Raw genomic sequence first — 18,420 nt, 5'->3', positions numbered from 1 at the left:
GCCATGCTGATCGATACTCACTGCCATCTGGATTTTTCCGATTTTGCAGAAGAACGCGATGCGATCATCGCGCGCGCCCATGAATCGGGCGTAACGCAGATGGTGACGATCTCGACTCGGGTGCTGAAACTCGACGGACTCTTGGCGATCACGGAGAGATATCCCTCCGTCTTCTGCTCGGTCGGAACCCATCCGAACAATGCCGGCGACGAGCTCGACATTCAGACGGAGGACCTGGTTCGTCTTGCGAATGCCCACCAAAAAATCGTCGCGATCGGCGAAGCCGGCCTCGACTATTTCTACGACACGCAGACACCCGCCGACCAGAAGACCGGCTTGATCCGGCATATTGCTGCGGCACGTCAGACCGGGCTGCCGCTGGTCATTCACAGCCGCAGCGCCGACGACGACATGATCGAAATTCTGACGACAGAAAGCGGGAAGGGGACGTTTCCCTTCATCCTGCATTGCTTCTCGTCGGGTGCCGAACTCGCCCGCATAGGCGTGGAACTCGGCGGTTATGTCTCGTTTTCCGGCATTCTGACCTTTCCGAAATCGGAGGATCTGAGGGAGATTGCCAGAAGCGTGCCGCTCGACCGGCTTTTGGTCGAGACCGATGCACCTTATCTGGCGCCCAAACGCTGGCGCGGCAAACGCAACGAGCCTTCATACGTGGTCAACACGGCCGAGGTTCTGGCCGAGTGCAAGGGCGTCAGCTACGAGGAGATCGCGCGGATCACGACCGAGAACGCGTTTCGGATCTTCTCCAGGATGCCGAGGCTCTGACCGTGGCTCGCTATCGTCGGCGCTTCACCATCTTAGGCTGCGCGTCGTCGCCCGGCGTTCCACGGCTGAATGGAGACTGGGGGGCCTGCGATCCGAGCAATCCGAGGAACAGGCGCACCCGTGCCGCCTTCATGGTCGAACAGATCGGGCCGGACGGCGGCAGCACTGTCGTGGTGGTCGATACCGGGCCCGACTTCCGGGAGCAGATGATCGCCAACCGCGTGCAGCGCGTCGATGCGGTTCTCTACACCCATGCCCATGCCGATCACCTGCACGGCATCGACGACCTGCGTGGCTTTTTCATCCTTCAGAAGCACCGCATTCCAATCTATGCCGACCCGTTCACCATGGAGCGTATCCGCCAGGGGTTCCGCTACTGCCTTGAAACTCCGCCGGGCGGAAGTTATCCGCCGATCGTCCGTCCCGTGCTCATCGAGACCATGGAGGAGCCAATCATCATTGATGGCCCCGGCGGGCCGATCCGCTTCCTGCCGCATATGCAGGTCCACGGCGACATCAATTCGCTCGGCTTCAGAATCGGCGGCGTGGCTTATTGCAGCGATGTCAGCGACTTTCCGGCGGAAAGCGTCAGCAAGCTGGGTGGCCTCGATGTATTGATCATCGATTCACTGCAATACCGTTATCACCCAAGCCATCTCTCGATCGAACAGGCGCTTGAATGGATAGCTCGGTTTGCGCCGAAGCACGCTATCCTGACCCACATGCATATTCCTCTGGATTACGAGACGGTCATGGGCGAAACGCCGCCGCATGTGGAGCCGGCCTATGACGGCCTGGCTTTCGAAATCGAAGTCGATCTCTAGCTACAGTCCGTTTTGTGGATATCCGCTAGTTCCATAATCTATCTTATGTGATCTTCATATAGAGTTGGAGTAGAGTGGCGACGGCTTCCCCTGCCTAGGTCGCCTCCTCCTCAGCTGTCTGCGAAAGCTTTCAGCCTGTCGCCGGTCAGCCGGTAGCGAATCCATTCGCTCATCGGATCGGCGCCGATCGCTTCGTAGACGCGGATCGCCGGCTCGTTCCAATCGAGCACACTCCATTCGAAGCGGCCGCAGCCGTTCTCCAGCGCGATCTGCGCCAGCCGCTTCAACATGGCCTTGCCGGCGCCCAGTCCGCGGGCCTTCGGCGTGACATAGAGGTCCTCGAGGTAAAGTCCGTTCCTGGCCTGCCAGGTGGAATAGCTGTAGAACCAGATCGCCATGCCGACCGGTTCGCCGTGGTGTTCACATATCAAGGCGCGCGTCACCGAGTTTGGTCCGAAGATCGATCCCTCGATTGTTTCGACGGTCGCGGCAACTTCGTGTTCGGCCTTTTCGTAGATCGCCAACTCGCGAATGAAACCGAGAAGCGTCGCCGCATCTTCCCGAACGGCCTCACGTAAGGTCAGCGCCATGAAAAATCCTTTAGAAATAAAGAGCTAAAGCTATGTCTCGAAGCAACATGCCATGTCAAGCCGGCCTCGTCGGCACTACTCGGCGGCGGTCTTGATCTCCGGCGCCTCAAGCTCGTAGGAGTATCCATCAAGCATGCCGTAGGCCTGCTCGATATTTCCGATCTCGGTCTCCGCCTTGCTTATCGCATCGTCGATGGCTTCGCAGCGCGATCTCAGCATGCGCCCGAGAACATCCGAATCCGGCTTCCTGCCGATGCGGTCGATATGGTTGCGGATCCGCGCCCGATGCCGCTCCATTTCGAGAATATGGAAGCGCGCATTGACGATCTTGTCGGTCAGCTTTCGGCGCATGGCAGCGACCGGATCGAAGCTTCCCGGCTCGCGTTCATCCAGAATGATCTCGTTGACCAGCGTCTCCAGGATCACAAGGCCTTGCAGATCCTTGGTATCGGCAAGTTCCGGATCGTAGCCGGTATCGTCATAAACCTTGCGACGGACCGGGTCGGACAGCAGTTCATAGGACATCGTCAGCTTACTGAAGGCGTCGACGTCTCCGCCGGCATCGGGGTGGACGCTTTTCGCACGTCTGCGATAGGCCGATTTGATGGCTGCGCCATCCGCCTCGCGGGAAACACCAAGCATCTCATAAGGGTCGATCACAGTGTCACCTGCTTTCGGCAATCAATTTCATCGTCGTAACGGCTAAGGCCCACGGGCTCAACCCATTATCCATTCTTGTGGCCAATTTAGGGGCACCGATGCCCTGCCCGCGTTTCCCACAACCTATTTGAATTGCGAAAACCACGACGGGCGTCGGCCGTCCGAAACCGGCGCCATCAGGAAGCTGACGACAACGCATGGCAACAGGACCAGGAAGGTCGCGACAAGACTGACATGTTCGGCAATGAACCCCAAAAGTGGCGGGACGCCGATGGTCGAGAGCATCAGCGTCAGCGACAGCGCTGCAAGATTTTCCGACGGCTTGCCCTTGCCGAGCGTGATCGTGGCCGAGACGGCCAATGGAAAGGCGAGCGCAACGCCGCAGCCGATCAGAAAGAGCGCGACCCCTGCGGATATGTGCCCCGGCGCTATCACCAGCAGCGTGATGCCGACAGCAACGGAAATGGCCGAAGCCCGCACCAGGATGATCGGACCGAAACTGTCCCGCAGCATGTCCCCCGAGAGCCGGGTCAATCCCATGCCGATCGTGAAGGCCGCGTAAAGCACGCCCGCGATCGCCGGATCGGCGCCGAGCTCTTCCCGGAGGAAGAAGATTCCCCAATCGTAAATCGCGCCTTCGACGATGCAGAGACCGAACACCATGACGCAGATCAGCAGGATAGTGCGATCCGGCAGTACGTAAGCTGATCGCCTTCGATCCGGTTGGATCTCCGGAGCGACGTCTTTTGGCGTAATAGCGAATACCAACAGACAGGCTGCGATGACGAATGCAGCCGCCATCGTCTGCTGGACAAAGGGGGTTATCGCCTTCTCGGCCAGGAAGCCTGAGCACAAGGAGCCGACCAGAAGTCCCACCGACCAGAAACCGTGGGAGCGCGCCAATATCTTCGTCCCGCTGCGCTGCTCGATGCCCGCCGAAATCATATTGGCTGCCACGTCGAAAATCGTGCGGAAGAAACCAAAGAAAAAGAAACACAAAAGGAAACCGCCGACCGGCAGAACTGTGAGCGCGGGCGTCAGCAAGGCACAAAGCGGCAAGGTCACGAGCGCGGTCAGCCTCGGGGTGAATCTATCGGTGATGCGCCCGGCGATCGGCAGCGCCAGAAACGTTCCGACGGGCGCGCTCAACAAGGCAAATCCCAGAACGGCCTTGTCGATGCCCATCGAAGCCTGGATGGCGGGCAGCCGGGTAAAGAGCGAAATGAACAATATGGCGTTGCTGAAATAAAGCAGCGCGGGAGGCAAAAGAAACTTCATGAAATTGCTGTCCGGGCGAATCACAGATCCCGAGCCCTTCCTGCCAGCGGCGGAGGAAGCCGACAAGCACCGATAACGGAAATCTGCCTTGCGTCGGCAAGAGAAGAGGAAAGATCGGAAAGACGCCGATCAGGACCGCCCTCGCCTGCAGCCGCGATCCATTCCAAACATCCGGCTTCGGCTGCCTTCTCCAAAGGCTCGGCCCGAAAAATTTGCATGGGCCATCTTCCCCTTCAACGGAAAGGCGCTAGGCTTCTTGTACCCTCACCTGGAGAGAACCGATGCCCGTTCGATTTCTTGCCGTCGTTCTGAGTTTCGTCCTCTTTTCCGCCACCGATCCCAGAGCCGAAGATCCGGTTGCGGAGGCGCAGGCCGTTATTTCCCACCAGATCGATGCATTGAAGAAAAACGACGCCGAGAAAGCCTATTCTTTCGCCTCGCCCGGCATCCGTAGCCTCTATCCGAACAAGGATCAGTTCCTGAATATGGTGAGACAGACCTACGAGCCGGTCTATGACGCCGGCAACTATGCTTTCGGCCGCTCCAAGATGATCGGCGGCGGCGAGGTCGTACTGCAGGAGGTGATGATCAGCGCCAAGGAAGGGAAGGACTGGACCGCGATCTACGAGATGCGGCTGATGGACGACGGTTCCTACAAGGTGAACGGCGTGCGGATGATCCGCAATACCGCAAGCCAGGGCATCTGATCCTTCCCGCTTCCGGCCTTACACCGGGTCGAGGTCGCCCTTGGCCCAGGTTTCCTGCGTCTCCGCATAAAAATCGGCAAAACGGCCTTCGGCAATCGACTGGCGGATGCCTTTCATCAGATCCTGGTAGTAATGCAGGTTGTTCCAGGACAACAGCATGCCGCCGAGGGCTTCGTCGGAACGGACGAGATGATGCAGATAGGCGCGAGAATAATCGCGCGCGGCCGGGCAGCTCGATTCCTCATCCAGCGGGCGCAGGTCTTCCGCATGACGGGCATTGCGAATGTTGACCTTGCCGCGCCGCGTAAAAGCCAGCCCGTGACGACCGGAGCGGGTCGGCATGACGCAGTCGAACATGTCGATGCCGCGTGCCACGGACTTCAGGATGTCGTCCGGTGTCCCGACGCCCATCAGGTAGCGGGGCTTTTCCGACGGCAGCACCGGCAATGTGGTTTCCAGCATCTTCAGCATCACATCCTGCGGCTCTCCAACAGCGAGACCGCCGACTGCATATCCCTTGAGATCCAGCTGCTTCAGCCCTTCCGCCGACCGGATTCGCAGGTCCGGCTGATCGCCCCCCTGGACAATGCCGAACATCGCCTTGCCCGGCTGGTCTCCGAACGCGACGCGGCAACGCTCCGCCCAGCGCAGAGACAATTCCATAGCCCTTTCGATTTCCTTGGGCTCCGCCGGCAGTGCCACGCATTCGTCAAGCTGCATCTGAATGTCGGAGCCCAGCAGACCCTGGATCTCGATCGAACGCTCCGGAGACATGTGGTGCAGGCTGCCGTCGACATGGCTCTTGAAGGTAACACCCTTCTCATCGAGCTTGCGCAGGCCCGAAAGGGACATGACCTGGAATCCGCCGCTATCGGTCAGGATCGGGTGGGACCAGCGGATAAGATTGTGAAGCCCGCCCAGACGTGCGACCCGTTCAGCGCCCGGCCGCAGCATCAGGTGGTAGGTGTTGCCAAGGATGATATCGGCGCCGGTATCGCGTACCTGATCCAGATACATCGCCTTGACCGTACCGACGGTGCCGACCGGCATGAAGGCGGGGGTCCGTATCGCGCCCCGCGGCATGGTGATCTCGCCGAGGCGCGCGCCGCCGTCGGTAGCCTTGAGATTGAACTGAAACGTCTCGGTCATTTTGAGGCCCGGAAAAGAAGGCTTGCGTCGCCATAGGAATAGAAGCGATAGCCGGATTGAATTGCGTGGGTATAGGCCGAGCGCATGGTCTCGAGCCCTGAAAAAGCGGATACCAGCATGAAAAGGGTCGACTTCGGCAGGTGGAAGTTGGTCATCAGCATATCCACCGCCTTGAAGCGGTAACCGGGCGTGATGAAAATATCCGTCGCTCCGCTCCAGGGCTGAATGCTGCCATCTTCTGTTGCCGCACTTTCGATGAGGCGCAACGAGGTGGTGCCGACGCAGACGATCCGGCCGCCCCTCGCCTTGACGCCGTTCAGCAGCGAAGCCGTCTCGACGCTCACATGACCGATTTCCTCATGCATTTTATGATCGGCCGTATCATCTGCCTTGACGGGAAGAAAAGTACCGGCGCCGACATGCAGCGTCACGAAATGTCGCTCGATACCTGCTGCGTCGAGTGTCGCAAACAGCTCCGGCGTAAAATGCAGGCCGGCGGTCGGCGCCGCGACGGCACCGTTTTCCCTGGCATAGACGGTCTGGTAGTCCTTCCGGTCGCGGTCGTCCTCGGGCCGCTTGTCGGCGATATAGGGCGGCAGCGGAATGTGCCCTACGGTCATGATCGCTTCGTCCAGCGCCGGCCCGGTGAGATCGAACAGCAGGGTGATTTCTCCCCCCTCGCCCTTTGCCTCGACCGTTGCGTTCAAAGTTCCGAGCAGGCAGGCATTTCCGGTGTGGCCGAAGGCGATACGGTCGCCGACCTTGATACGCTTGCCGGGTCTGGCAAATGCCTTCCAGCGTTCGGGGCCGGCCCGCATGTGAAGGGTCGCAGACACCGGAAGTTCATGCCCGCCCTCCCTGATCCGCTGGCCTTCGAGCTGCGCCGGAATGACCTTGGTATCGTTGAAAACCAGCGCGTCTCCAGCCTTGAGGAACTGGGCCAAGTCGGACACGCGGTGATCGGCAAGTCGTGCCCCCCCATCGGGCCGGACGACAAGCAGCCGCGCGCTGTCGCGAGGGCTGGCGGGCCGCAGCGCAATATTTTCGTCCGGCAGATCGAAATCGAACAGATCAACGCGCATGAAAAAATCCAGAAAAGCGAAACCCGCCCCACCCAAAAGGCAGAGCGGGTCTTCGTTCAATTGAAATCAGACGTCTGCGGCGACCCGCACAGAAACGATCGAATCCGGATCCTTGACGGGTTCGCCCTTCTTGATCTGGTCGATGAAGTCCATGCCTTCGATAACCTGTCCCCAGACCGTGTACTGCTTGTTGAGCCACGGAGCATCCGTGAAGCAGATGAAGAACTGCGAGTTCGCCGAGTTCGGGTTCTGCGAGCGGGCCATGGAGCATGTGCCGCGGACGTGCGGGACAGCGGAAAATTCAGCCTTCAGATCCGGCTTTTCGGAGCCGCCCATGCCGGCACGTGCCGGGTTGAAGCTCTCTCCCCCTTGTTTGCCGAACTTCACGTCGCCTGTCTGCGCCATGAAATCCGGGATAACGCGGTGGAATACCACGCCGTCATAGGCATTCTCGCGAGCAAGCTCCTTGATGCGCGCGACATGGCCGGGAGCCAGATCCGGCAGGAGGGAGATGACGACCTTGCCCTTGGTCGTTTCCATGATGAGAGTGTTTTCCGGATCCTTGATCTCGGCCATGTGCTTTCTCCTTTATGCGGCGCCCGGGACGTTCGTCCGCGGCTGGGCGACCTTTTGCCTATTTCTTGCCGACGGTGACCTTGATCATCTTGTCGGGGTTCGTCACTTCGCCGTTGCGGCCCTGTCCACGCTTGATCTTGTCGACGAATTCCATGCCGGACACCACCTTGCCGACCACCGTGTACTGTCCGTTCAGGAAGGCCCCCTCATCGAACATGATGAAAAACTGCGAATTGGCGGAATTCGGATCCTGCGAACGCGCCATGCCGACGGTACCGCGCTGGAACGGCACCTTCGAGAATTCGGCCGGAAGGTCCGGCAGATCGGAGCCGCCGGTGCCGGCGCGCGCCGGGTTGAAGTTCTTGCCGTCCTGCTTGCCGAACTCGACGTCGCCGGTCTGCGCCATGAACCCGTCGATCACCCGGTGGAACACGACATTGTCGTAGGCGCCCTTGGCGGCAAGCGCCTTGACCTGGGCCACATGTTTGGGTGCAGTCTCCGGCATCAGCTGGATCACCACCGGCCCGTCCTTCAGCTGGACGGTCAGGAAGTCGTCAGGTGCTGCCGCGGCCGGCACGACCATCGAAGCAAAGGCAAAAGCGCCGGCAATAGCGAGACGAAACAGTTTCATGACAGGAACTCCGGATTTCGGAAACGATCAGCGTTTCAGCTTGTTGTTCAGCGCCTTAAGGACTGCTGCAGGAACGAAGGCGCTCACGTCGCCGCCCATGGAGGCGATCTGCCGGACCAATGTGGCGGTAATGGGCCGCGAGGCGGTGCCGGCCGGCAGGAAGACCGTCTGGATATCGGGAGCCATCTGGCGGTTCATGCCGGCCATCTGCATCTCGTAGTCGAGGTCGGTACCATCGCGCAGACCCCGAATGAGAAGCGTTGCGCCGCTCGTCCTTGCCGCATCGACGACCAGTTTGTCGAAAGAAACAACCGAAACCGAATTTGTCTTTTGGGGCACAGCTTCGGCGAGCGACGCGCGGATGAGCTCCGCCCTTTCCTCAAAGCTGAACATCGGCACCTTACCCGGGTGAACGCCGATCGCAACGATCACCTTCTCCGCCACATTGAGCGCCTGCACGAGCACATCCAGATGGCCGTGTGTCATCGGATCGAAGGAGCCGGGATAAAAAGCAGTTGTCATGCTTAGGTCTTGGCCTGTTTCAACAGAATTTCCTGCGCCTTTTGTCATGGAAGCGGGGCATCTGCAAGCGCCCCTCCCTTTCTGAACAAGAGATGAATGGCCCGTTCAAGCGGGTTTCACAGCAAGTATGGTCTATGGACACCGTGACGGAGACAAACCCGTCCATACCGAGGGAGAGACGAAGAGAATGCTGGCAGTCATGGTATTGACGGCGGTTGTCTTCACCCTGGCTGTGGAAGCCATAGTCGTTGCTTACGAGGCAAGCCAAGCCTGACGACCTTGAATTCTGAACGCCAGATGAACAGAGCGTTCAAGGATGCTTCAGAGCGGCCTAGGTAAGTCTCTCTCAAAATGCGGTGGAACCTGTTTGCGCGATGCGCGTTCAGGCAAACAAGAAGGACAGACGGAGATGATCGCGAAGAGGAAAACGATCATGCCTGACAAGATCACCATGATCAACCTGGTGTGGACGGCAATGATCGCTGTAATGTTGACTGCAACAGTCACCCTTTATCAAGATAAATCCGATTTGATAGATCTGAACTATCCGCAGGTAACTGGAAACTACAACGACCTTTCCTATTACTGATGCGGTAAACGCCCAAGAAAGGATAACCATGTTCGTGACGTTGACTGTACTTGCAGGCTTGATCAGCATCATGTTCGTGGCATCCGTGGCCTCCACGATTTCCGAGCTTCGCCGTGAACGCGAGGACATGAAGGATTTTCGTGACTTCGCAAAACGCCACAGTGCATTTTGACCATTTCACGGTAGTGAACTGAGCGTTCGCAGACTCCCGTCGCAGCCAGTTCAAAGAAAAGCCGGAGGATTTTTGATCCTCCGGCTTTTATTTTATTCAAAACATTCAACTGCTGAGAATGGTGCGACCTATTCGGCCGCACCCTCGTCGTTTGCCGGACCTTCATCCGGGGCAGCTCCGAGATCACCGGTTTCTGCGGTTATCTCTTCCGGCAGGCCGTTGCCGTTTTCCTCGTCGCTTTCCGGCTCGCTGATGCGCTCGACCGAGACGACTTTTTCATCCTTCGCTGTCGAGAAGATCGTCACACCCTTGGTCGCACGGCTGGCGATGCGGATGCCGTTAACCGGTACGCGGATCAGCACACCGCCGTTCGAGACGAGCATGATCTGATCGTTGTCCTCGACCGGGAATGCAGCCACAAGCTCGCCGATCTCCGCCGTCTTGGAGGTGTCGGTGGCGCGGATACCCTTGCCGCCGCGACCCGAGGTTCGGAAATCGTAGGAGGACGAGCGCTTGCCGAAGCCCTTTTCGGAGACCGTCAGCACGAACTGTTCGTGTTCCTTGAGATACTCGTAGCGATCGTCAGGAAGCTGTCCCTCTTCGGTGACTTCCTCGCCGACCAACGCGATGTCCTCCTCGTCGACACCTGCGGCACGCCGTTCGGCAGCCGAGCGCTTGAGGTAGGATGCGCGTTCCCACGGTTCTGCATCGACATGGCCGACAATCGTCATCGAGATGATGCGGTCGCCTTCGCCGAGCGAGATGCCGCGCACACCGATCGAATTGCGGCCGGCAAAGACACGCACGTCGTCGACGGGGAAGCGGATGCACTGTCCGAGCGCGGTCGTCAGAAGCACGTCGTCGCCGGGCTCACTGAGGTCGAGGTTGGGGCCCTTGCAGGTCTCCACGGAGAGGATTTCGTCGCCCTCCTCCTCCAGCTTCATGGCGATCTTGCCGTTGCGGTTCACCTGCACGAAGTCCGACAGCTTGTTGCGGCGAACGGTGCCGCGGGTGGTCGAGAACATCACGTCCAGGTTCTCCCAGGTCGCTTCGTCCTCGGGCAGCGGCATGATCGTCGTGATGCGTTCGCCGGGCTCCAGCGGCAGCATGTTGATCAGCGCCTTGCCGCGCGATTGCGGTGTACCGATCGGCAGGCGCCAGACCTTTTCCTTGTACACGATGCCGCGCGACGAGAAGAACAGAACCGGGGTATGGGTGTTCGCCACGAACAGGCGCGTGACGAAATCCTCGTCCCGCGTCGCCATGCCGGACCGGCCCTTGCCGCCGCGGCGCTGGGCACGATAGGTGCCGAGCGACACGCGCTTGATATAGCCAAGATGGGAAACGGTCACGACCATGTCTTCACGGGCGATGAGATCCTCATCGTCCATGTCCGGACCGCCTTCCATGATTTCGGTACGGCGCGGCGTGCCGAATTCGTCGCGCACCGCGGCCATTTCGTCCTTGACGATCTGCTGGATGCGCAGCCTCGACGACAGGATATCGAGATAGTCGCTGATCTCGGCGCCGATCTTGTTCAATTCGTCGCCGATTTCGTCACGGCCAAGCGCCGTCAGACGAGCGAGACGGAGCTCGAGGATAGCGCGGGCCTGTTCTTCCGAAAGGTTGTAGGTGCCGTCCTCGTTGATCTTGTGGCGCGGGTCATCGATCAACCGAATCAGGGATTCTACGTCCGCCGCGGGCCAGCGACGCGTCATCAACTGCTCACGCGCCGTTTGCGGATCGGGCGCGCGACGGATCAGAAGAATGATCTCGTCGATATTGGCAACTGCAATCGCCAGACCGACCAAGACGTGGGCACGCTCACGGGCCTTGCGCAGCAAGTACTTCGTACGGCGGCTGACGACTTCCTCGCGGAAGGACACGAAGGCCCTCAGCATGTCGAGCAGCGTGAGCTGTTCCGGCTTGCCGCCGTTGAGCGCCACCATATTGCAGCCGAACGAGGTCTGCAGCGGCGTGTAGCGATAAAGCTGATTAAGTATCACTTCCGCATTCGCATCGCGCTTCAGCTCCACCACGACGCGATAACCTTGGCGGTCGGACTCGTCACGCAGATCGGAAATGCCTTCGATACGCTTTTCGCGCACCAGTTCGCCGATCTTTTCAACCATCGCCGCCTTGTTCACCTGAAAGGGAACTTCGGTGATGATGATCTGTTCGCGATCGCCGCGCATCGGCTCGATCGCCGCAACGCCGCGCATGATGACCGATCCTCGTCCGGTTTCATAAGCGGAACGAATGCCGGAACGCCCGAGGATCAGGGCGCCTGTCGGAAAATCCGGACCGGGAATGATGTCCATTATTTCCGGCAGTTCGATCGCCGGATTGTCAATCAGGGCAATGCAACCGTTGATCACTTCCGAGAGATTGTGCGGCGGGATATTGGTCGCCATACCGACAGCGATGCCGCCTGCCCCGTTGACCAGCAGGTTCGGGAATTTTGCCGGCACCACGACAGGCTCGGAAAGCGTGCCATCGTAGTTGTCGCGGAAATCGACGGTTTCCTTGTCGAGATCGTCGAGCAGGGCGTGGGCAGCTTTCTCGAGGCGGCATTCGGTGTAACGTTCGGCCGCCGGCGGGTCGCCGTCGATCGAACCGAAATTGCCCTGACCATCGATCAGCGGCAGGCGGAGTGACCAATCCTGCGCCATGCGCGCCAGCGCGTCATAGATCGCCGAGTTGCCGTGCGGATGGAACTTACCCATCACGTCCCCGGTAACGCGGGCGCATTTGACGTATTTCTTGTTCCAGTCGATGCCGAGTTCCGACATGCCGTAGAGGATGCGCCGGTGGACCGGTTTCAGTCCGTCGCGCACGTCTGGAAGCGCGCGGCTGACGATCACGCTCATGGCGTAATCGAGATAGGACCGCTGCATCTCTTCCATAATGGAAATGGGTTCAATGCCTGGAGGCAGCTTTCCGCCGCCGGGTGTGCTTTGCTCAGTCAAATCGGATCACGATCTCTGTTCGGAATCAGTTTCTTTTTTATAGCGGAAAGCGGTTCCGAGCGCCAATTTCCACCGTCGTTTTGAACAGCTTTTGCGGTCTTTTCCAGGCATTTTCCCTGGCACGCGACGACGGCAGAAAGCCGTGAGGCGGGCTTTCCTAAACCGTGCGCCTGTCCTAACAATCTTCAAGTCCGACTGCAAGGATCGCAGCACAGCAGGAGAAGATATGGCAAGCCCCGATATGCTGGTCAATGCGTTGACCACGATGCTCGTAACGCTCGATCCACCGGGGCTGGCGCCGGTCTTTCTCGGCCTGACGGTCGGCATGACGGGAATCCAGCGCCGCCACGTCGCGTTTCGTGGCTCCCTGATCGCCTTCGGCATCCTAGCGCTCTTTGCCCTGTTCGGGTCGAACGTCCTGGGTCTGCTGGGGATATCGATCGGCGCTTTCCGCATCGCGGGCGGTTTGCTGCTCTTCTGGATATCTTTCGAAATGGTCTTTGAAAAACGCCAGGAGCGGAAGGAGAAGACGTCTCAGGCCGCAATCACCATAGACCATCTTCACAATATCGCAGTCTTTCCGCTGGCGCTTCCATTGATAGCCGGCCCCGGCGCCATCTCCGCCACCGTACTGCTTGCGGGCGCCTTCCCCGGCCCATTCGACCGGGCTCTGCTGATCGGGGTCATCGCGCTGATCATGATGCTCGTCTATGTGACGCTTCTGGTGGCCGAGCGGCTTGATCGTTTTCTCGGCGTGACCGGCCGCGCAATTCTCACGCGGCTGCTCGGCGTCATCCTGGCCGCTCTCTCGGTGCAGTTCGTGCTCGACGGCGTCCGCTCCGCCTTCAATCTCTAGCAATACGAGACCGTCATAGGGCGCGACATTTTAGGTTTTTCTGCTAAAAGCCGCCGCAACAGGAATCAAAGAAGGTCTTATCATGCGGCGTGTGTTGTGGCGGCTTCTTCCCGAAGCCACCTCCATCAGTACGAAAGAACGGCTGCGCGCAGCCTCGGGAGCCCTGGCCGGGATCCTCGCAACAGGTTTTCTTGGCAGTCTGGCGCTGCGGGCCGATGCCTCTCTTCCGGCACTGATCGCTCCGATGGGGGCCTCGGCAGTTCTTCTGTTTGCGGTTCCGTCCAGTCCCCTTGCCCCAACCCTGGTCGATTCTCTGCGGCAATACCGTTGCCGCATTTGTGGGCGTCACTGCGGCGCTCGCGATAAACGACCCGTTCCTGGCATCCGCGATCGCCATCGGCGTCGCGATCGCCGCAATGATGGCACTGAGATGCCTGCACCCGCCAAGCGGAGCAATCGCGCTGACCGCCGTCCTCGGCGGGCCTGCCATTCATGACCTGGGATACGGTTTCGTATTGTGGCCGGTGGCCGGCAACTCGCTCGCCTTGCTGCTTCTCGCTCTGATCTTCAACAACCTGACGGGGCGCCCCTACCCTCACTCCATCAAGCCGCCGGCGACCGATCACGGAACCACCGACCCTGCTCCGATGCAGCGGATCGGCTTTACATCATCCGATCTCGACGATGTCCTGAAGGAATATGACGAATTTCTGGATATCGATCGCGACGACCTGGAGACTATCCTCAGAAGAACCGAGCTGCGATCCTACCGCCGGCGCGCCACGCATCTCGACTGCGCGAGCATCATGTCTCGCGATGTTGTGGCGGTCGCCCCCGACAATTCGCTGAAAGAGGCGCAGGACGTGATGCGCAGCCACCATTTCCGGGCGCTGCCGGTTACCAACGACCGCGCGGAGGTCGTCGGCATCATCACCCAGACGGATTTCCTGGACAAGGCGACCTGGACCAAGGGGCGACCGCGAATTGGCTTTGTCCAGCGGCTCCGGCTTGTGCTCTCCGGAGCAAGCGCCCCGAACGATACCGTCAAGGATATCATGACCACACCCGTCCGGACCGTCGCACCCGACACACCGATTGCCGACGCGATCGTCATCTTCGCGGAAGAAGGGCTGCACTATCTGCCGGTGACCGGCAAAACCAACAAGCTGGTGGGGATACTATCGCAGTCGGACGTGCTGGTGGCGATGCTCGCGGACAGCGCGAACCAGAATACGGAAACCCGCCTGACCGCTTGAAACAGCGGGCGGGCGGTTGCCCACAGGTACGGCGGGCCGGCGGGAGTCGTTTCGATCAGAACGGAATATCGTCGTCGAGATCGCGTGAAAAATTGCCGCCGGAAGGCTGGTTGCCGCCGCGGCTCGAACCGCCGGAGGGCCGGCGGTCATTGTCGCTTGCGCCGCCATAACCGCCACCGAAGTCGTCACCGCCGAAGTCATTGCCACCACGGGCGCCACGATCGCCGCCGCCCTCACCGCGACCGTCCAACATCGTCAGCGTCGAGTTGAACCCCTGCAGAACGATTTCGGTCGAATACCGATCGTTGCCGGTCTGATCCTGCCATTTGCGGGTCTGCAGCGCGCCCTCGATATAGAGCTTTGCACCTTTCTTCACATACTGCTCGACGACCTTGCAGAGGCCTTCGTTGAAGACCACGACACTGTGCCATTCGGTCTTTTCCCGCCGCTCGCCGGAATTGCGGTCACGCCAGGTCTCCGAAGTCGCGATGCGAAGATTGGCGATCGGACGGCCGTCTTGCGTGCGGCGAATTTCCGGATCGGCGCCTACATTCCCAATCAGGATCACCTTGTTCACGCTGCCAGCCATAACTCTCACCTCGTCCGCCGCCTGCTTTGCGGCCTTGAAACCAATCGTGTCACTTTAGCCCATCGATCCGCCCGGTTGGGCATCCATGATTTTTAATCCACAGGCAAATTGTTCTTTATTTGTTCTATTTTATTCCTATAGTGCTGTCAACCGACTCGGAACCGCCCGCAATCGCAGCAGTTTCGTCTCGACAGGCACGGATCAATCACTACATAAGGACCTCGATCCTCCCAAAGAGCATGATGATGAGTGAACTCAAAACCATTTCCATACGTGGCGCGCGTGAGCATAACCTTAAGGGCATCGATCTCGATCTGCCGCGCAATTCGCTGATCGTCATGACCGGCCTTTCCGGCTCGGGCAAATCGTCCCTCGCCTTCGACACGATCTATGCGGAAGGCCAGCGGCGTTATGTGGAAAGCCTGTCGGCCTATGCACGCCAGTTTCTGGAAATGATGCAGAAGCCGGACGTCGACCAGATCGACGGGCTTTCGCCGGCGATTTCCATCGAACAGAAGACGACGTCGCGAAATCCGCGTTCGACGGTGGGAACCGTCACCGAGATATACGACTATATGCGCCTGCTCTTTGCGCGTGTCGGGGTGCCCTATTCGCCGGCGACAGGTTTGCCGATCGAAAGCCAGACGGTCAGCCAGATGGTCGACCGCATTCTCGCCTTCGAGGAAGGCACGCGGCTTTATATCCTCGCCCCGATGATCCGCGGACGAAAGGGCGAGTATAAAAAAGAACTCGCCGATCTGATGAAGAAGGGTTTTCAGCGCGTCAAGGTCGATGGCCAGTTCTACGAGATCGCCGAGGTTCCGGCACTCGACAAGAAATACAAGCACGATATCGACGTGGTTGTGGATCGCCTCGTCGTGCGCGCCGACATCGGGGCCCGTCTGGCGGACAGTCTCGAAACCTCGCTGAAGCTCGCCGATGGCCTGGCAGTCGCCGAATTCGCCGACAAGCCGCTACCGGCGGAAGAGACCGCCGCCGGTGGTTCGGCCAACAAGTCATTGAACGAGACGCACGAGCGCGTGTTGTTTTCGGAAAAATTCGCCTGCCCCGTTTCAGGCTTCACCATTCCGGAGATCGAGCCGCGGCTTTTCTCGTTCAACAATCCCTTCGGCGCCTGCCCGACCTGCGACGGTCTGGGTTCGCAGCAGAAGGTGGACGAAAACCTGATCGTCCCCGAACCGGGCCGTACCTTGCGCGACGGCGCCATCTCGCCCTGGGCGAAATCGACCTCGCCCTACTACAATCAGACACTCGAGGCGCTCGGCAAGGCTTTCGGATTCAAGCTTTCCAACCGCTGGAACGAACTTCCGGAAGAGGCCCAGAAGGCGATCCTTCATGGCACGGAAGAGAAGATCGAGTTCCACTACGCCGATGGCGCTCGGTCCTATAAAACCGTGAAAAATTTCGAGGGGATCGTTCCGAACCTCGAACGGCGGTGGAAGGAGACGGATTCCGCCTGGGCGCGCGAGGATATCGAGCGTTACATGTCCGCCGCCCCTTGCCCGGCTTGCAATGGCTATCGCCTGAAGCCGGAAGCGCTGGCAGTGAAGATCAACACGCTGCATATCGGACAGGTCACGGAGATGTCGATCAGGGCGGCCCGCGATTGGTTCGTGACCCTGCCGGAGGCTCTGAACGCCAAGCAGAACGAAATTGCGGTGCGGATCTTGAAGGAGATTCGCGAGCGACTGCGGTTCCTGAACGATGTGGGCCTGGATTATCTCAGCCTCTCCCGCAATTCCGGCACGCTTTCGGGCGGCGAAAGCCAGCGCATTCGTCTCGCCTCGCAGATCGGTTCGGGCCTCACTGGCGTGCTTTACGTGTTGGACGAGCCCTCGATCGGCCTGCACCAGCGCGACAATGCGCGGCTGCTCGAGACGTTGAAGCACCTGCGTGACATCGGCAATACGGTGATCGTCGTCGAACATGACGAAGACGCTATTCTGACGGCGGACTATGTGGTCGACATCGGCCCGGCCGCCGGTATCCACGGCGGCCAGGTGGTAGCGCAGGGTGGGCCAAAGGACATCATGGCCAACCCCAAGTCGCTGACCGGCAAATATCTGTCGGGCGAACTCGGCGTGCCGGTTCCGATGGAGCGCCGCAAGCCCAAGAAGGGCAAGGAAATCAAGGTTTTTGGCGCACGCGGCAACAATCTCAAGAATGTCACCGCCGCCATTCCGCTCGGCGTCTTCACGGCCGTTACCGGCGTATCCGGCGGAGGCAAGTCCACGTTTCTCATCGAGACGCTCTACAAGGCTGCCGCACGCCGCGTCATGGGTGCGCGCGAAATACCTGCCGAACACGACAAGATCGACGGCTTCGAATTCATCGACAAGGTCATCGACATCGACCAGTCGCCGATCGGCCGCACGCCGCGTTCCAACCCGGCGACCTATACCGGCGCCTTCACGCCGATCCGTGACTGGTTTGCCGGCTTGCCGGAAGCCAAGGCACGCGGTTATGCGCCCGGCCGCTTCTCGTTCAACGTCAAGGGCGGCCGTTGCGAGGCCTGCCAGGGCGACGGCGTCATCAAGATCGAGATGCACTTCCTGCCGGATGTCTATGTCACCTGCGATGTCTGCCATGGCAAGCGCTACAATCGCGAGACGCTCGACGTGCATTTCAAGGGCAAGTCGATCGCCGACGTGCTGGACATGACGGTCGAGGAAGGGGTGGAGTTCTTCTCCGCGGTGCCGGCGGTGCGCGACAAGCTGCAGTCGCTCTTCGATGTCGGTCTCGGTTATATCAAGGTCGGCCAGCAGGCCAATACGCTTTCGGGTGGCGAGGCGCAACGCGTCAAGCTAGCCAAGGAACTGTCGAAACGCTCGACCGGACGTACGCTTTACATCCTCGACGAGCCGACGACGGGACTGCATTTCCACGATGTCGCCAAGCTCCTGGAAATGCTGCATGAGCTGGTAAACCAGGGTAACTCCGTGGTGGTGATCGAGCACAATCTCGAAGTCATCAAGACGGCCGACTGGATCATCGACGTCGGGCCGGAAGGCGGCACGGGCGGTGGCGAGGTGGTCGCGTACGGCACGCCCGAGCAGGTCGTCAAGGAAAAACGCTCCTATACGGGCCACTTCCTCAAGGAACTGCTGGAGCGCCGACCTGCGAAGAAGGTGGAAGCGGCGGAATAGTCGGGTAACGGGATGGA

At 59.7% G+C, this 18,420-nt stretch carries 17 protein-coding genes and 1 pseudogene; 8 read left to right on the top strand and 10 right to left on the bottom strand.

The window, feature by feature from the left end:
* The first annotated feature begins 3 nt into the window (after window positions 1–3).
* Window positions 4–786, top strand: coding sequence for a TatD family hydrolase (locus C5L13_RS05540; RefSeq protein WP_105382272.1), 783 nt, complete (start codon window positions 4–6; stop codon window positions 784–786).
* Between the two features lie 2 nt (window positions 787–788).
* Window positions 789–1,610: an MBL fold metallo-hydrolase gene (locus tag C5L13_RS05535; protein WP_105382271.1), complete on the top strand. Its 822-nt coding sequence runs from the start codon at window positions 789–791 to the stop codon at window positions 1,608–1,610.
* Between the two features lie 110 nt (window positions 1,611–1,720).
* Here the strand turns inward: C5L13_RS05535 and C5L13_RS05530 are convergent, their stop codons facing one another.
* From C5L13_RS05530 to C5L13_RS05520, 3 genes are all read right to left on the bottom strand, one after another.
* Window positions 1,721–2,200, bottom strand: a complete 480-nt coding sequence (locus C5L13_RS05530) for a GNAT family N-acetyltransferase (protein WP_105382270.1) — start codon at window positions 2,198–2,200, stop codon at window positions 1,721–1,723.
* Window positions 2,201–2,275: 75 nt separating this feature from the next.
* On the bottom strand, window positions 2,276–2,860 hold the full coding sequence (locus C5L13_RS05525) for a J domain-containing protein (protein ID WP_105382269.1): 585 nt from the start codon (window positions 2,858–2,860) through the stop codon (window positions 2,276–2,278).
* Window positions 2,861–2,983: 123 nt separating this feature from the next.
* Window positions 2,984–4,138 (bottom strand): MFS transporter, encoded by a 1,155-nt coding sequence (locus tag C5L13_RS05520; RefSeq protein WP_158693391.1) that lies wholly within the window; start codon window positions 4,136–4,138, stop codon window positions 2,984–2,986.
* A 281-nt stretch (window positions 4,139–4,419) separates the two neighbouring features.
* Here C5L13_RS05520 and C5L13_RS05510 point away from each other — a divergent pair, with 281 nt between their 5' ends.
* The gene (locus C5L13_RS05510) at window positions 4,420–4,845 is read left to right on the top strand and encodes a DUF4864 domain-containing protein (RefSeq protein ID WP_105382266.1); all 426 of its coding nucleotides are present in this window, start codon (window positions 4,420–4,422) and stop codon (window positions 4,843–4,845) included.
* A gap of 18 nt (window positions 4,846–4,863) precedes the next feature.
* Here C5L13_RS05510 and tgt read toward each other — a convergent pair whose 3' ends face one another.
* The 5 genes from tgt to coaD all read right to left on the bottom strand — a co-directional run bounded on the left by tgt (window position 4,864) and on the right by coaD (window position 8,805).
* The gene (tgt, locus tag C5L13_RS05505) at window positions 4,864–5,994 is read right to left on the bottom strand and encodes a tRNA guanosine(34) transglycosylase Tgt (protein ID WP_105382265.1); all 1,131 of its coding nucleotides are present in this window, start codon (window positions 5,992–5,994) and stop codon (window positions 4,864–4,866) included.
* Window positions 5,991–7,076: a tRNA preQ1(34) S-adenosylmethionine ribosyltransferase-isomerase QueA gene (gene queA / locus C5L13_RS05500; RefSeq protein WP_105382624.1), complete on the bottom strand. Its 1,086-nt coding sequence runs from the start codon at window positions 7,074–7,076 to the stop codon at window positions 5,991–5,993. Before queA ends, tgt begins: the two co-directional genes overlap by 4 nt.
* A gap of 66 nt (window positions 7,077–7,142) precedes the next feature.
* The gene (locus tag C5L13_RS05495) at window positions 7,143–7,652 is read right to left on the bottom strand and encodes a peptidylprolyl isomerase (protein WP_105382264.1); all 510 of its coding nucleotides are present in this window, start codon (window positions 7,650–7,652) and stop codon (window positions 7,143–7,145) included.
* A 58-nt stretch (window positions 7,653–7,710) separates the two neighbouring features.
* On the bottom strand, window positions 7,711–8,283 hold the full coding sequence (locus tag C5L13_RS05490; RefSeq protein ID WP_105382263.1) for a peptidylprolyl isomerase: 573 nt from the start codon (window positions 8,281–8,283) through the stop codon (window positions 7,711–7,713).
* A 27-nt stretch (window positions 8,284–8,310) separates the two neighbouring features.
* Window positions 8,311–8,805 (bottom strand): pantetheine-phosphate adenylyltransferase, encoded by a 495-nt coding sequence (coaD, locus tag C5L13_RS05485; protein ID WP_105382262.1) that lies wholly within the window; start codon window positions 8,803–8,805, stop codon window positions 8,311–8,313.
* Window positions 8,806–9,238: 433 nt separating this feature from the next.
* On the opposite strand from coaD, the gene C5L13_RS05480 reads away from it, so the two are divergent.
* Window positions 9,239–9,394, top strand: a complete 156-nt coding sequence (locus tag C5L13_RS05480) for a hypothetical protein (protein ID WP_158693390.1) — start codon at window positions 9,239–9,241, stop codon at window positions 9,392–9,394.
* A gap of 34 nt (window positions 9,395–9,428) precedes the next feature.
* Window positions 9,429–9,566, top strand: coding sequence for a hypothetical protein (locus tag C5L13_RS28915; RefSeq protein ID WP_162711614.1), 138 nt, complete (start codon window positions 9,429–9,431; stop codon window positions 9,564–9,566).
* Between the two features lie 128 nt (window positions 9,567–9,694).
* Here C5L13_RS28915 and gyrA read toward each other — a convergent pair whose 3' ends face one another.
* On the bottom strand, window positions 9,695–12,535 hold the full coding sequence (gene gyrA, locus C5L13_RS05475; protein WP_105382260.1) for a DNA gyrase subunit A: 2,841 nt from the start codon (window positions 12,533–12,535) through the stop codon (window positions 9,695–9,697).
* A 226-nt stretch (window positions 12,536–12,761) separates the two neighbouring features.
* On the opposite strand from gyrA, the gene C5L13_RS05470 reads away from it, so the two are divergent.
* Window positions 12,762–13,391, top strand: a complete 630-nt coding sequence (locus C5L13_RS05470; protein WP_105382259.1) for a MarC family protein — start codon at window positions 12,762–12,764, stop codon at window positions 13,389–13,391.
* Window positions 13,392–13,473: 82 nt separating this feature from the next.
* Window positions 13,474–14,647 (top strand): annotated as a pseudogene (locus C5L13_RS05465) (HPP family protein).
* Between the two features lie 55 nt (window positions 14,648–14,702).
* Here the strand turns inward: C5L13_RS05465 and C5L13_RS05460 are convergent.
* A complete protein-coding gene (locus C5L13_RS05460) occupies window positions 14,703–15,236 on the bottom strand; it encodes a single-stranded DNA-binding protein (RefSeq protein ID WP_105382258.1) in 534 nt (177 codons plus the stop codon).
* A gap of 245 nt (window positions 15,237–15,481) precedes the next feature.
* On the opposite strand from C5L13_RS05460, the gene uvrA reads away from it, so the two are divergent.
* Entirely contained in the window at window positions 15,482–18,403 is a 2,922-nt protein-coding gene (gene uvrA / locus C5L13_RS05455; protein WP_105382623.1) for an excinuclease ABC subunit UvrA, read from the top strand.
* Window positions 18,404–18,420 lie beyond the last annotated feature (17 nt).

The sequence above is a fragment of the Neorhizobium alkalisoli genome (assembly GCF_002968635.1).
Taxonomy (GTDB): Bacteria; Pseudomonadota; Alphaproteobacteria; order Rhizobiales; family Rhizobiaceae; genus Neorhizobium; species Neorhizobium alkalisoli.
The sequence above is the reverse complement of the archived record's forward strand: the minus strand, read 5'-3'. Positions and strand labels throughout refer to the sequence as shown.

Excerpts from the sequence above, each read along its gene's own strand:
- C5L13_RS05470 (WP_105382259.1), top strand. The coding sequence starts at position 12,762 with ATGGCAAGCCCCGATATGCTGGTCAATGCGTTGACCACGATGCTCGTA.
- C5L13_RS05495 (WP_105382264.1), bottom strand. The coding sequence starts at position 7,652 with ATGGCCGAGATCAAGGATCCGGAAAACACTCTCATCATGGAAACGACC.
- queA (WP_105382624.1), bottom strand. The coding sequence starts at position 7,076 with ATGCGCGTTGATCTGTTCGATTTCGATCTGCCGGACGAAAATATTGCG.
- C5L13_RS05480 (WP_158693390.1), top strand. The coding sequence starts at position 9,239 with ATGCCTGACAAGATCACCATGATCAACCTGGTGTGGACGGCAATGATC.
- uvrA (WP_105382623.1), top strand. The coding sequence starts at position 15,482 with ATGAGTGAACTCAAAACCATTTCCATACGTGGCGCGCGTGAGCATAAC.
- C5L13_RS05520 (WP_158693391.1), bottom strand. The coding sequence starts at position 4,138 with ATGAAGTTTCTTTTGCCTCCCGCGCTGCTTTATTTCAGCAACGCCATA.
- C5L13_RS05540 (WP_105382272.1), top strand. The coding sequence starts at position 4 with ATGCTGATCGATACTCACTGCCATCTGGATTTTTCCGATTTTGCAGAA.
- tgt (WP_105382265.1), bottom strand. The coding sequence starts at position 5,994 with ATGACCGAGACGTTTCAGTTCAATCTCAAGGCTACCGACGGCGGCGCG.
- C5L13_RS05530 (WP_105382270.1), bottom strand. The coding sequence starts at position 2,200 with ATGGCGCTGACCTTACGTGAGGCCGTTCGGGAAGATGCGGCGACGCTT.
- C5L13_RS05460 (WP_105382258.1), bottom strand. The coding sequence starts at position 15,236 with ATGGCTGGCAGCGTGAACAAGGTGATCCTGATTGGGAATGTAGGCGCC.
- coaD (WP_105382262.1), bottom strand. The coding sequence starts at position 8,805 with ATGACAACTGCTTTTTATCCCGGCTCCTTCGATCCGATGACACACGGC.
- C5L13_RS05510 (WP_105382266.1), top strand. The coding sequence starts at position 4,420 with ATGCCCGTTCGATTTCTTGCCGTCGTTCTGAGTTTCGTCCTCTTTTCC.
- C5L13_RS05490 (WP_105382263.1), bottom strand. The coding sequence starts at position 8,283 with ATGAAACTGTTTCGTCTCGCTATTGCCGGCGCTTTTGCCTTTGCTTCG.